Source organism: Bacteroides sp. MSB163, from assembly GCF_036416795.1.
Lineage (GTDB): Bacteria > Bacteroidota > Bacteroidia > Bacteroidales > Bacteroidaceae > Bacteroides > Bacteroides maternus.
Map to the genome: position 1 here is coordinate 5699892 of NZ_CP143867.1, position 14249 is coordinate 5714140.

The 14249-nt window shown below is 41.1% G+C and carries 10 protein-coding genes; 3 read left to right on the forward strand and 7 right to left on the reverse strand.

The features are described 5' to 3' along the window. Nucleotides 1–8 precede the first annotated feature (8 nt). Nucleotides 9–485 carry a thioredoxin family protein gene (locus VYM24_RS22485; RefSeq protein WP_007214478.1) on the forward strand — a complete coding sequence of 159 codons (477 nt, stop codon included), beginning with the start codon at nucleotides 9–11 and terminating at the stop codon, nucleotides 483–485. 23 nt (nucleotides 486–508) lie between these two features. On the opposite strand, the gene VYM24_RS22490 is transcribed toward VYM24_RS22485, so the two are convergent. The 7 genes from VYM24_RS22490 to VYM24_RS22520 all read right to left on the reverse strand — a co-directional run bounded on the left by VYM24_RS22490 (nucleotide 509) and on the right by VYM24_RS22520 (nucleotide 11407). Then, complete coding sequence (locus tag VYM24_RS22490; protein ID WP_291548824.1) at nucleotides 509–1369, reverse strand: histidinol-phosphatase; 861 nt, start codon at nucleotides 1367–1369, stop codon at nucleotides 509–511. A gap of 55 nt (nucleotides 1370–1424) precedes the next feature. Beyond that, the gene (locus tag VYM24_RS22495) at nucleotides 1425–3302 is read right to left on the reverse strand and encodes an ABC-F family ATP-binding cassette domain-containing protein (RefSeq protein WP_330940983.1); all 1878 of its coding nucleotides are present in this window, start codon (nucleotides 3300–3302) and stop codon (nucleotides 1425–1427) included. 45 nt (nucleotides 3303–3347) lie between these two features. Next, nucleotides 3348–4154 (reverse strand): DUF3805 domain-containing protein, encoded by an 807-nt coding sequence (locus tag VYM24_RS22500; protein WP_291548820.1) that lies wholly within the window; start codon nucleotides 4152–4154, stop codon nucleotides 3348–3350. Nucleotides 4155–4564: 410 nt separating this feature from the next. Then, on the reverse strand, nucleotides 4565–6307 hold the full coding sequence (locus VYM24_RS22505; protein WP_330940984.1) for a SusD/RagB family nutrient-binding outer membrane lipoprotein: 1743 nt from the start codon (nucleotides 6305–6307) through the stop codon (nucleotides 4565–4567). Nucleotides 6308–6334: 27 nt separating this feature from the next. Next, the gene (locus VYM24_RS22510) at nucleotides 6335–8230 is read right to left on the reverse strand and encodes a TonB-dependent receptor domain-containing protein (protein WP_330940985.1); all 1896 of its coding nucleotides are present in this window, start codon (nucleotides 8228–8230) and stop codon (nucleotides 6335–6337) included. Beyond that, nucleotides 8227–9354, reverse strand: a complete 1128-nt coding sequence (locus VYM24_RS22515; RefSeq protein WP_330940986.1) for a TonB-dependent receptor plug domain-containing protein — start codon at nucleotides 9352–9354, stop codon at nucleotides 8227–8229. The genes VYM24_RS22510 and VYM24_RS22515 overlap by 4 nt, the downstream gene beginning before the upstream one ends. Before the next feature lie 850 nt (nucleotides 9355–10204). Beyond that, nucleotides 10205–11407: a hypothetical protein gene (locus VYM24_RS22520; protein ID WP_044264371.1), complete on the reverse strand. Its 1203-nt coding sequence runs from the start codon at nucleotides 11405–11407 to the stop codon at nucleotides 10205–10207. Nucleotides 11408–11778: 371 nt separating this feature from the next. Between VYM24_RS22520 and VYM24_RS22525 the strand changes: the two genes are divergently transcribed. Continuing rightward, entirely contained in the window at nucleotides 11779–12468 is a 690-nt protein-coding gene (locus tag VYM24_RS22525; RefSeq protein ID WP_299087687.1) for a two-component system response regulator PhoB, read from the forward strand. Continuing rightward, entirely contained in the window at nucleotides 12443–14227 is a 1785-nt protein-coding gene (locus VYM24_RS22530; RefSeq protein WP_291552354.1) for a two-component system sensor histidine kinase PhoR, read from the forward strand. The genes VYM24_RS22525 and VYM24_RS22530 overlap by 26 nt, the downstream gene beginning before the upstream one ends. Nucleotides 14228–14249: the final 22 nt, after the last annotated feature.

The window sequence follows — 14249 nt, forward strand, 5'->3', positions numbered from 1 at the left end:
CAAACATTATGAAGAAAGTACTAACATTTGCCATTCTGATTTTTGCCAGCGTACTGACATTCGCCTGCAAAGATGGAGCAAAAGCACAACCCAATGAACCGGAACAGAAAGAAGCCAAGAGCGGAGAAGTAATCGTAATGAACAAGGATATGTTTATTAAAGATGTATTCGATTACGAGAAATCCCAGGACTGGAAATATAAGGGTGACAAACCCGCCATCATTGACTTGTATGCCGACTGGTGTGGTCCCTGCCGCATGACAGCGCCCATCATGAAAGATCTGGCAAAAGAATACGCCGGAAAAATCGTGATCTACAAAGTAAATGTGGACAAAGAACGTGAACTTGCCGCATTATTCAACGCAAGCAGCATTCCTCTCTTTGTATTCATTCCGATGGAAGGAGAACCTCAGCTTTTCCGTGGTGCAGCTGATAAAGCCACTTACCAAAAGGCAATTGAAGATTTCTTGTTAAAGAAGAAATAATATATAAGAAAAAGTCACTGGAGTTATGTATGAATGAGGAGTGGCATATCTTTCCACTCATTATTGTACATCTCCGTGACAGTGTGATAACCGGACGCTTGCAGGGCCATCAAAGCTTGCAGGCGTCCGTTGTTTATACGCTCCGGGTAGTGGGAATCACTATTAACCTGTACACGGATTCCCTTTTCAAGCAATACAGGGAAGTAGCGTTCATTAGGATAGAAAGTGTCCAATTCCAGATAAGATTTTGTATTAATCTCTACGATATATCCTTTTCGGGCAATAGCATCAAAATATTCCTGAATCAAAGCATCATACCAAGGTTCATCCAGTAAGCCGGGATGATAAGCAGATGCGTTATAGTGCATTTTGTCAGCGTGACCGATAATATCAAAGCCACCCAATTCCACCATACGCATCAAGCGGTCGTAATAAAGATGTACCACTCTCACCAGGTCACCATTGAAATGTTTATCCACAAGTCTGCGGAATTTATCAGCCGTCACATCCACATCCACTATTTCTCCCTTATCATCATAAAGCAAGTGCACAGAACCGATACGGTAATCCAACGGCAATTCGCGGAAACGGGCAACAGACGGATTGCTCTCCTCATTCAGATAATCAATCTCCAGACCAATATAGAGTTCTATTTGTCCTGCATATTTAGCCTTCAGGCGACGGAACTCGTCCAGATAGTCATCCATAGAGTCCCACTCCATAGTCCACGCTGTAGAAAACGGCAGAGGGGCATGGGAAGAAAATCCATAAGAGGTAAATCCTTCGCTTAGGGCAAAGCGGATAAAGTCTTCCATATTAGCACGTCCGTCGCAATATAAGCTATGACTATGATAGTTCGTTAAATTTCCAGTCCTGTTGCTCATAATTTTATCATCTTATCATTTTAACACCTTATTACCCTATCACCTTATCACCCCATCATTCTTCTATCTCACTAAGTTCCAGCCAACGCATGGTCTTTTCATCAATCAAATCCGTGATCTCGGGTAAACGCTTTGATTTCTCTGTGAGTTCTTCTACGGATAAGGTGCCACTGCACAGGGCAGCTTCAATAGTTTTCTTTTCGTCCTCCAATGTAGCGATTTCCTGCTCCAGCTGTTCAAACTCCCTTTTCTCTTTAAAGGACATCCGGCGTTTTTCATTCAGACGCACTTTAGCGGTTTTATCTTCCTGCGGTTTAGAGGCTTCTTTTTCTTTCTCCTTTTCCAGCCGGGCTTTTTCTTCTTTCCAGTCACGATACTGGGTATAATTTCCGGGGAAATCACGGATATCTGCCTGACCGTTGAAGACTAACATGTGGTCTACTACCTTATCCATAAAGTAGCGGTCGTGGCTTACTACGATAACACAACCCTTGAAATTCTGTAAATACTCTTCCAGCACATTCAGGGTAATGATATCCAGGTCGTTGGTAGGCTCATCCAGCACAAGGAAATTAGGATTACGCATCAATACCGTACACAGATACAGGCGACGGCGCTCTCCACCACTCAGTTTATAAACATAGCTATGCTGGGTTTCGGGAGTGAAGAGAAAATGTTGCAGAAACTGGGAAGTGGTCAGCTTTTTACCATTGCCTAACTCTATGACTTCGGCGATATCCTGTACCACATCAATCACTTTCATCTGCTCATCGAACTGTAAGCCATCCTGCGAATAATAACCGAAACGTACTGTTTCTCCGATATCAATCGTTCCGTTATCGGCCTTCTCCTCTCCCATCAGTATTTTGATAAAAGTAGATTTACCGGTACCGTTATTACCTACAATACCCATCTTTTCATAACGGGCAAAAATGTAAGAAAAGTCTTCTAATATTTTAAGGTCACCAAACGACTTGTACAGATGGTCTGCTTCGAATATCTTGCTACCGATGTAGGAGGCCTTTACTTCCAGTTTCACATTGTCGTTATTAAACCGCTGTTTAGCTACTTTATCCAGTTCATAGAAAGCCTCTTCGCGATAACGCGCTTTATGCCCGCGGGCTTGTGGCATACGACGCATCCATTCCAACTCTGTGCGATACAGATTGTTGGCACGGGTTATTTCAACATTCGTTGCATCGATACGCTCTTGACGTTTCTCCAGGTAATAGCTATAATTTCCTTTATATTGATAGATCTGACGATTGTCTATTTCAATGATTTCGGTACAGACACGATCGAGGAAGTAACGGTCGTGCGTCACCATGAGCAGACTGAGGTTTGTGCGGTGCAGGTAATCTTCCAACCATTCAGTCATATCAAGATCGAGATGGTTGGTCGGCTCATCCAGAATCAGCAGGTCAGGCTCAGTGATAAGGGTATTGGCAAGCGCCACGCGCTTCAGCTGTCCACCGGAAAGATGCTTTACTTGCTGATCGAAGTTTCTTATCTTCAACTGGGAAAGAATCTGCTTGGCCTTCTGCTCATACTCCCATGCTTTTTCATGATCCATGCGCACCAGAATTTCGTCCAAACCGGGATGCCCTTCTGTTTCCATGCAACGTTCGTACTCCTTTATCAGTTCTACCGTAGTATTGCCATGATGGAAACAAGCTTCCAGAACGGTCAGTCCTTCAGGATATTGCGGGTCTTGTTCCAAATATCCGACTCTAAGGTCACGACGAAAAGAAACGGTTCCACTGTCATACCCTTCTTTGCCGGCAATAATATTCAACAAAGTAGTTTTACCACTGCCGTTTTTGGCAATTAGTCCGATACGTTGCCCTTCGGCCACACCGAGCGAAATATTCTCAAGCAATACCAAATCACCGAATGACTTGGTCAAATTTTCTATCTGAAGATAACTAATCACAGTTTAAGATTTATGATTTATAATTTATGGTTGGTCAGCAAATGATCAGAGTAAGGATTTGTAGGTTTCTGCCAGATTACAAGATTCCCCTGCCTTCACTTTGCTCCACACTAATTTCATGGGGTCAATCCATTCTCCGGTAGTAAGGTTCTGCAATACAGGAACTTCACGATTACCATCTATCAGGGTCATCCATTCTAACCCATCTACTTCATTGGCAAGAATCACACAGATGGCAATACCGAAGGAAAGCCATGCTTCTTTCTTCTTCGGACCGATAGTTCCACTATCAATGACCTGTTGCATGCTGTCCAAATCTTCTTCCATACCCTGGAAATCTTTTTTCAGTTGTTCTTTTACAGTAGTGGTCACCCACTCAAAAGCCTCATTAATCTGGTAGATTTCGGACAGGCGGACAGGTATAAGCTCTGCCGGATATTTCACTCCTTCTTTACGTATTTCCAATGAGGCGATAACAGCTTCGGCCTCTGCCACGGATGCTCCCTTACTTACCGTAAAGGAACATTCAAAGGCAACATCATCCACACCGGTAATCCAAAGATGAGAAGTATAATAAGCCCCTTCTTCTTCAAACATCTCCTTACTGTAAGCACATGCCAAACTTCCTATTTTAACGGAGACTGCCGAAGGATTGTCTTTCAGTTCCTGACGGGTAACTTCCCGACCATACATAGCGTTACCTTTATATGCAGAGATACGAAAATTTCCAGTCCACTCACTTGGATTATAGAAGAGAAAAGAGCCTTCCCCATCTTCAAACTCATTCCAGTCCGCGGGATACAGCATGGAAAACCATGCTCCCGGAGAGATAAATTTCTTGCTTTGTGCCATTGCTATTCAGAGGTTAATAACGAGGCCACCTGACCTCGTTCGGCAAAAGTAACATTACATCCGTTGATATGCAAACAAACAGAAACAAAAAACAGCCGATTCTCACGAACCGACTGTCCCAATCATCATCTATGAATGAAGACCGTTACAGTCTTCAATATCTTATTAAATCTCTATGAAACTTCAAAGAAAATCATATTTCTGTTTCCGAGCGCAAAGATAATCAATGAAATATATAGATTCCCAATATTTTAAGATATTTAAATTAACGTTCTATAAACTATGGAATTTTATAGACTAATATCCCAAAAAGCAGCCGATTCTCACGAACCGGCTGCCCCAATCATCATTTATGAATGAAGACGGTAAAAGTCTCCACTATATCTTATTTCATATTAAACAAATTACTTTCAATCGGCTGAATCCCACCATACAGGATATGTCCAGATGTCATCATCATTATAGTTGGGTTGAATAGCTCTAAGCTGATCCGCATTATAATTGATTTCATGAGAACACTGCTTTATGCGCCGCCATTGTTTACCTTGTGGAATAGCCTTCAGTGAAGCTGCATTTACAGAATATTCATAAGGCATTTGCCATCCCATATAATTCTTATAATCATGACGACGCATATCGTTCCAATTCACAGTTGAGTAAAGCATTGCAATAAACTTCTGACTCATAATCTTCTCCAATGTAATGTCTAATGCAGTACCGATAGCCCCATTTAGAAATTCGTCTATCTTGGCCTGTTCCATTTGTCCCATTGAAGGACAGTCAGCATAAGCTGCGTCACCGGTCCATATCGTTAACATCTTATTCAGTTCATCTATATTGGCTTTAATGCCGTCTTTATAGGCATTGAAAGCTTCCGCTTTTTTGCCCTGCTTGAAGAGGACTTCAGCTTTAATAAAGCAAGCTTCGGAATAAGTAGCCCACAAATAAGGACTATTAGGGCGAACATAAACATTACCTGATGAGGGATACCAATTATCAACAGCCCGATAGAAAATGTTAGGTGTGCTGTAGACGCCTACAGAACCCGCATAGATACCTACATAAATAGAGTCTGATGCACGAGTGTCTATGGATGGATTCCAACCGCCATCTTTACGGCTGATAAAATTTGCCATACCATTCGGTATGCGAACATCCGATTGCATATCAACACCTGCGCCACGTCTCCAAACTTTAACTCCCTTCTCACTGAATTGACGCCAAGCTATAATCTTGTCGGTACGCGGATCTTCAATGCCTTTATTGTCAAAGTCTGTCAAGAGGTTAACAAGCCATTTTGTCGGTAATGTAATATGGCGGTTACCATTATAAGTTTGATTCCAATTATAATTGGTTTGCATAGGGTCAGTAGAAATAAAGTCTTTTGAAGACTCTCTAATATCCTGACATTCAATATAAGTATCGTCATCAATGCTCTGTTGAGCTTTACTTATACAATCAAGGATAGTTTCAGGATCATAATAAGCGGATTTCTTTGACATTTGATTAATAGTACGAGCCTTCAACAAATATGCCATCTTGATCCACTTATCAATATTACCACCATTCCAACTATCACCTTCGGACAACGCCGGCTGTCCCACTACCTGAGTCTTCCCTAACTGCTCAATGGCTTCATCAATGTCCTTTAAGGATTCGACATAGATGGTTTCACCTGTATCGTACTTAGGGTGAGGACTCACACTGTTAGCCTCAAAGTAAGGCATTTCACCAAACATATCAGCCATTAAAAGAAAGCCATAGGCTTTAAGTAATTTAGCAGCCCCTGCATAATGCCATGCTCCTGATTCGATAGCTTTATCATACATATCTACTAAATTCGGACCTGCGCCAACAAAGAATTGTTGATAGGAAGTAGTACTCAATGAACTTGTAGCCTCCCATTGCGCAGAACAACCGTCACGATGTGTGCGGGAAGTAGTAGTGAATGCCTGACAAATAAATTGCGAACGATACCCATGTGAACCGGTTGCATAAGCCAAGTGGTATTGAACCCACGGAAGTAAAGTTGTCACAGAAACAGCTGCCTGGGCCGGAGTGTTCGGATCCTCATTGACATCTAGCCAATCGGTACAAGAAGCAAATGTCATTAATGCTGCTATGCTTAATATAATTGATTTTAATAGTTTCATATTTCTAAATTTTAGTAGTTAATAAAATTAGAATGTTAAGTTAACGCCAAATGCAAAACTAGCAGTTGGTGGTACACAGCAGTAGTCAATGCCCGTTGCGCCAGAGCCGGAAATACCAGAGCCTGCAGATGAAGATTCAGGATCACCCCGATAGTTAGTAAATAAAAGCAAGTTGTTAGCTGATGCAGATATGTTTGCACGTTTTATACCCATCTTGGCTAAAAAAGCCTTAGGAAGCTCATAATTCAAAGAAATTGTACGAAGACGAAGTGAATTAACTTTAGTGATATAGTTATTACCTTCACGATAGTAATAATCCGTATAATATTTCTGAATTACTTCTTTACCTGAAACCTGAGCACCATTAAGGTTATAAGTTTCATTGGCATTAAATGTATAAGTTACATCTTTATAGGTATCACCGTCTTTCTGGGCACCTGTGATAGTCAACGACTCACGATTAGCAGTCAAATCACTAAGACCTTTACCAACCAAATAGTAATCCGTACCATTATATATATCACCTCCTATCCGGAACTCCCACAACATGTTGAATGTCCAATTCTTATAACTGATTGTATTATTGAAACCGCCTTGAACTTTAGGTTCACGGTTACCTATAAGTATACGGGTATCCTTATCGTAGGTAGGCATTCCATATTGGTCGAGAATAACCTTACCGTCATCAGTATATTTATAGTGATACCCGGAGATACCCAAGAATGGACCGTCATTGAATGACGCAGCCTGAGCGCCACCAAATTGCACATCTGTAACATACAATACTTCTGTACCTACAGGCAAGTTCTTAACAGTACCACGATTCCCGTAAAGATTCAGGCTTGCATCCCAAGTCCAGTCTTTAGTTTGTATCGGAGTGCCGCTGATTGTCAATTCCATACCTTTATTATAAACATCACCGATATTCTGGGCAAAGAATATGAAACCCGTAGATTGCGGACCACGTGGAGAAATAATCTGATCAAGTGAGTTATTAGTATAATAGGCGTAATCGAAACGCAAACGGTTCTTTAAGAAACGTAATTCAATACCTATTTCGGTTGATTCCGTCATCTCGGGTTTCAATACCGGATTACCACGACTCCAACTTGTTCCATATCCGGTTATCCCTCCAAGCATTGTTGCCGCATCTCCCAAATAAGTAGTTGTAGCATAAGGACTGGCATCTTTACCCACTCTGGCCCAACTTACGCGAAGCTTACCAAAGCTAAGAAAGCTATCATCCATCAATCCCCTGTCTTGCAAGAACTGAGTAAATACCAAGCTTCCACTGACGGATGGATAGAAATAGGAACGGTTTTCTATAGGAAGCGTAGAAGACCAGTCATTACGGCCTGTAGCAGTCAAAAACACTGTATTTTTCCAGTCGACACGGAATTCACCAAACGCTCCGACCAGACGGTGCTTACTACGATTTGTAACAAAATATTTATCAGCTGTTGAAATATTACCAAATGAATAGAAACCTGGAATAACAAAGTTCCAGCCATAACGATAGTTCGTTGTCGACTTCGTGGCATCTGTTGCGGTGCCAAGCATTAAGTTGAAGTTAAAATCACCAAACGACTTACTAAAGTTAGTCATTAAATTGGTAGACAAATATTGGTAACGAAGGGAATTTTCACTCATCATACCATTTTGCCAAAGATCTTTTATAGCTGCTCCCTCTGCAATTCGATTACTATTTTCCGTCGTATATGAATCAATACCCATACGATAAGAAATCCACCACCAATCCGTAATATCAGCTTTCACACTGAAACTACCCGTAAAACGTTCTGTATCATCCTTAAGTTTGTAGTTATCAAGCATCCAATAGGGATTTTCAACATCAGCAGATAACTCCTGCCGGCCTTCGAATATACGGTATTTTGAACCATCCTCATTTAAATAATGCTTCATATCATCACTACGAGCCCATCCATAAAGAGCAACCATAGAGCCTGTACCCGATGAGTCAGAAGTCCTGCAGATGTTAAGGTTTTGCCAGTACGAGCCTGAGAATAGGCAACATTAGCATTAAATGTAAGTATTTTCCATTTTTGCTCAGCATTGAAACGGAAAGTCGTCTTTGTATAACCAGTAGTAGGAATTATACCATCTTGGTCATAAAATGAACCGGACAAGAAAAAGTTACCAGTCTTGTTACCACCAGATACGCTCACATTAGTATCCCACGCACCACCATTCTGGAAGAAATCACCAACATTGTCATAGGCAGTTTCTCCTGCCGCATAAGCCTCTCCCCAAGAATTGGTAGTAAAATCATCCACTACGGCTTTACCATTTGAATCAAGGCCATTATAAAAGCCTCTTTTATATCTTGACTGAGTTTCGGGGAGAGATTTAACCCATGAAGTGAGATATTTTGCACTCAAATTTACTTCAACACTACCTTCCTTACCTTTCTTTGTAGTAATAAGAACAACCCCGGCCGCTGCACGAGAGCCGTAAAGAGCTGATGCAGCAGGTCCTTTAAGAATTGACATATTCTCAATATCTTCCGGGTTAATATCCATAACACGATTAGAACCTGTTGTGGCTGAAGCTTTCATTCCATCGTATGCAGAGTTGCCTATTATTGAAGTTGAATTATCATAGATAACACCATCAACAACGAACAAGGGTTGATTGTCACGTTCAAGTGATGTTCCACCGCGAAGAATAATCTGAGAACCTGCACCAGCTGCACCTGAGGTTTGCGTAATCGTTACACCTGCTACTTTACCAGCCAAAGAATTAATAGCATTAGTACTTTTGTTCTTCATCAGTTCTTTTGCATTTACATCATCCACTGCGTAGCCCAATGATTTACGTTCCTTCTTGATACCCATCGCAGTTACAACAACTTCACTCAATGTCTGAGTATCATCTTTCAAAGTAACATTATATACACTTCCTGTTCCTACTTTTATTTCAGCCGAAGTATATCCTACGAATGAAATTACTAATGTGTTACCCAGTTGGGCATCCACAAAGAAATTGCCATCAACATTAGTTACAGTACCTGTACCTGCATCTTTCACTAATACACTGGCACCAATGATAGGTTCACCTGTAGTGTCTACAACCTTACCTGTGATTTTCTTTGCTTGTTGAGTACTTTGGGAACTTGTCCAATAATGTCAAGGTATAATAAAGCTTACGGACTCTGCTATGTTCTTTTTATGTTCTTAATAAAGGGCTTGATATTTTACTGTTTATAAGACGACTTGATATTTACTTAATAATGTGTGACAAACAATCAGTCTCACATAAGAATTTTATGTTAGTTATAGTAGGTCATCAACTGAATAAGTTGGCATTTTATTATTGTTCCAATTAATAATCCATTATTAATATTTGGTTTAATTAGCAAAATTAGGTAGTTGTATTTTCAGATTTCAATATTCACTTTCTATCATATTTAATATTTATATGTTGAATTTATATATAGAAAACACAAATGATCTTATATATAGTACCAAATATATAATATCAAATAGAAAGAAAAACTCTTGTTTTTCGTATATTTCATACAATAAAGCCCTATATATTCATACTTTTTAGCCAATATTTAAAAATAGACATCAACTTAGAATTCCATGGAAAAACATTTTTATTACTAAAATAAAAAGATATTCTTTGCTAAAGCATAAAAACAAATATATTAGTATTCATTTACACATTTTTAATACATAACACATGATAAATATTAAATTTATTTATAAATTTGCAAACAAATCCAAATCATAAAGCTTATGAAAAACAATTATTGCTTATCTTTTATGTTGCTTGCATTGTTTGGGATGTCTTCTCCGTATTCAGCTAAGGCGATCAATAGAGAGAGCCTACCAAGTTCCCAAAGTACTTAATTCACAAATCACAAAAATAATTTTACTTTCCTATCGGCTGTATCTTCCTTCTCACATCCTTAGAAATTTCCAGAAACATATAGTTCAATTTACCGGAGTGGATGCCTTCTTTATTTTGCTTATACTTATTATTAGCATATTGCTTAGACTTATCAAATGTGAGACGTGACATCTGATTCTGTGATTTACCCACCATCGTTGAGTCTAGCTTCTCATCCGGAAAGAAATCATCCAGATCCACATCACCAATCATGGTAGTTTCAAGGAAGTTCATATTCTTGCGACCGGCATCTGTATAATACCCCACAAACATATGTCCCGGAGTACGAACCAATATGGGCTCTATATTAATGGCACGAAGCAGGGAAGCAAACAGTACGCTACCATCCACACAGTTAATCTGCGAAGACTCCAATGCATCATCGAACGTGCGAACCCGCTGGGAAAAGACCACATTACTAGACAGACTGGTATTGGAAACAGAACTGTAACGGAAATTACGCTTTTGAAGCACGTTCCATAAAGCATAGACTTGCTTGTCCACCACTTCAGCATTGCCACCTTGATAGCCCAAGAAACGATTGACAATACGGGTATTCAGTGCTTCACGCAACAATTTGTCAATCATCGGATTCTCCTCATTAACGTATGCCGCAAAGAAAATTCCTGTATCATGAAACTTAGTCCCATTCGTAACATACCCCAACAGACATTCATTGATGCTGCGAACAGAAAAAGTACGAACCCGTTGCCCCAAATCCTTATCATTCATTTCTACCTTAACAGCCACACTAACCGGTTCCGCCTGGTTATTATTCTTCAGCGCTTCGTAATTCCAGATAATATCGGGATAGATCGTATATTCCGTCCGTGGTTTAGCCAACACAAACTCAGATACGGAACGGGAAAAGAACGGAGTTTCAGCAACTTCAATACGTACTCTGCTATACGCCTTCCCCGAACGAATCCGGATAGAAATGCAGGATTTAGAATTACCCACATATAAAGAATCAGCCGGAACGATGACTTGCGCATCCGTCGTCGCTACAGAAAGAATACTGGAAGGAAAGATGTTGCCTCCCAACTCATCCGTTATCTCAAACCCGGAACGGAACGGAGCCGTATTCAGCCAAAAGGAACCTGCCACAACAACCACCAATAAAGCTATCAGAGCGGGCAAACGCCATTTATATCGCCAAAAATTTATATTAGTCAACTCTTTCATACCAATGTTATTTATATTAAGACAAAGGTAAGTATAAAAACTGAAAAACTAGGATGTAAAAGTAATAGTTTACAGTTCTTCACCTTACCAAAACCGTGTCAAAGCCTTACCAACTCCGTGTCAGGTCCGTACCATCTCCGTACCTATACGCTTAGACCTGATACGAACCCGATACGGAGTTAATACGGACCGGATACGGAGTTGATACGGACCGGATTACCTTCAGCACACACTAAAATGTAACTGAATTGTAACACGTGTTTCACTTTCCCGTAACAAAAACACCGCACCTTTGTCGCTGAAAAGAAATAAAGTATAACTTTGTGGTAAGAGAATTTGTTTTGAATACCTCATATTAATTAGAAAAAGTAATGAACGATTATCGTATTTTAGTTGTAGACGATGAAGAGGACCTTTGCGAGATCCTGAAATTCAACCTTGAAAATGAAGGGTATGAAGTGGACACGGCCCACTCCGCCGAAGAGGCGTTGAAAATGGATATCGGTAGCTACAGCTTGTTGCTACTGGACGTGATGATGGGAGAAATATCCGGTTTCAAAATGGCCAGCTTACTAAAAAAAGATAAGAAGACCGCTCAAGTACCTATTATATTCATCACTGCCAAGGATACGGAAAATGATACGGTAACCGGCTTCAATCTGGGAGCTGACGATTACATCTCCAAACCTTTCTCTCTGCGTGAAGTCATCGCACGCGTCAAAGCTGTATTGCGTCGTACCCAGCAAGGAGAACCGGAACGGGCACCGGAGCAAATCTGCTACAAGACGTTAGTCATTGATATTGTAAAAAAGAAAGTAAGCATCGACGGGGAAGAAGCCCCTCTTACCAAAAAAGAATTTGAGATATTGCTTTTACTCCTCCAGAGCAAGGGACGCGTATTCTCCCGCGAAGATATACTGGCACGGATATGGAGCGACGAGGTCTATGTGTTGGACCGCACCATCGATGTGAATATCACCCGTTTGCGTAAGAAAATAGGTATTTATGGTAAATGCATCGTAACTCGCTTAGGATATGGATACTGCTTCGAAGCTGAATAATACCACACATTTCCTGTCGTTCAGCCGGAAGTTATTTCTTTCGGTCATTTCACTGTTTCTGGTATTTGCCGGATGCTTCCTGGCATATCAATACCAGCGTGAAAAAGAATATAAGATAGATCTGCTGGATATACAGCTACAGGATTATAATGAACGGTTGCACCAGGAGCTTGCCCACATTCCGGACAGCTTATGGAACACTACTTTGGAACGATACCTGCAAAAGTACATCAAACAGGATTTACGTATTACAGTAGTTGATGTACAAGGTGACGTATTATATGACAGCTTCGAAAATCAGAAGTTAGGCAATCACATCAATCGCCCGGAAGTGCAAAAAGCGTTGGCAGAAGGAAAAGGATATGATGTACGCCGTACTTCCGAAACAACAGGAGTGCCCTACTTCTATTCTGCCACACTCTATGAAGGCTACATTATACGTTCCGCCCTCCCCTATGATCTGAACCTTGTAAGACACCTTGCAGCAGACCAGCACTACATCTGGTTTACCCTCATCGTATCATTACTATTAATTTTCATCTTCTACAAATTCACCTCTAAACTGGGGACAGCCATCAATCAGCTACGCGAGTTTGCCAAACGTGCCGATAAGAATGAGCCTGTGGAAACAGATATGCAATCCGCCTTCCCACACAACGAACTGGGAGAGATTTCACAGCATATCATCCAGATATACAAGCGACTGCGAGAAACCAAAGAGGCGCTATACATTGAACGGGAGAAATTGATCACCCACTTACAAACCTCGCATGAAGGATTGGGCGTATTCAATAAGGACAAGAAAGAAATCCTGGTCAACAACCTGTTTACACAGTATAGCAACCTGATTTCGGACTCCAACCTGCAAACAACAGAGGAAATATTCTCCATCAGTGAGTTCCAGAAAATCACGGATTTCATCAACAAGACTCCCAAGCGTCCGGGCAAGGAAGAAAAGCGTATGTCTATCAGCATCAATAAGAATGGACGTATGTTTATTGTGGAATGTATTATATTCCAGGACTTAAGCTTCGAGATATCCATCAACGACGTCACCCAGGAGGAAGAGCAGATACGCCTGAAACGCCAGTTGACACAGAACATCGCACATGAACTGAAGACTCCGGTCAGCAGTATACAGGGCTATTTGGAAACCATCGTCAACAATGAAAACATCTCCCGGGAGAAGATGCAGACATTCCTGGAGCGATGCTATGCTCAAAGCAATCGGCTAAGCCGCCTGCTACGCGACATCTCCGTATTAACGCGTATGGACGAAGCCGCCAACATGATCGACATGGAGAAAGTAGACATCAGCCTGTTGGTAGGCAATATCGTAAACGAGGTATCCCTGGAACTGGAAGAAAAGCATATCACCGTAATCAACTCCCTAAAACCGAAGATACAACTACGGGGAAACTACTCCCTGCTATACTCCATTTTCCGCAACCTGATGGACAATGCCATTGCCTATGCAGGCACGGATATACGCATCAACATCAGCTGTTTCCGCGAGGACGAGAATTTCTACTATTTCAGTTTTGCCGATACCGGCGTAGGTGTCTCTCCCGAACATCTGAACCGCTTATTCGAACGCTTCTACCGGGTAGATAAAGGACGCTCACGCAAACTGGGCGGCACAGGATTGGGATTGGCTATCGTAAAGAACTCGGTAATCATCCATGGAGGTACCATTTCGGCCAAGAACAACCAGGGTGGCGGATTGGAATTCGTATTCACGCTGGCAAAGGAAAAGTAAGAAGTGGTTAGTGGTAAGTGAT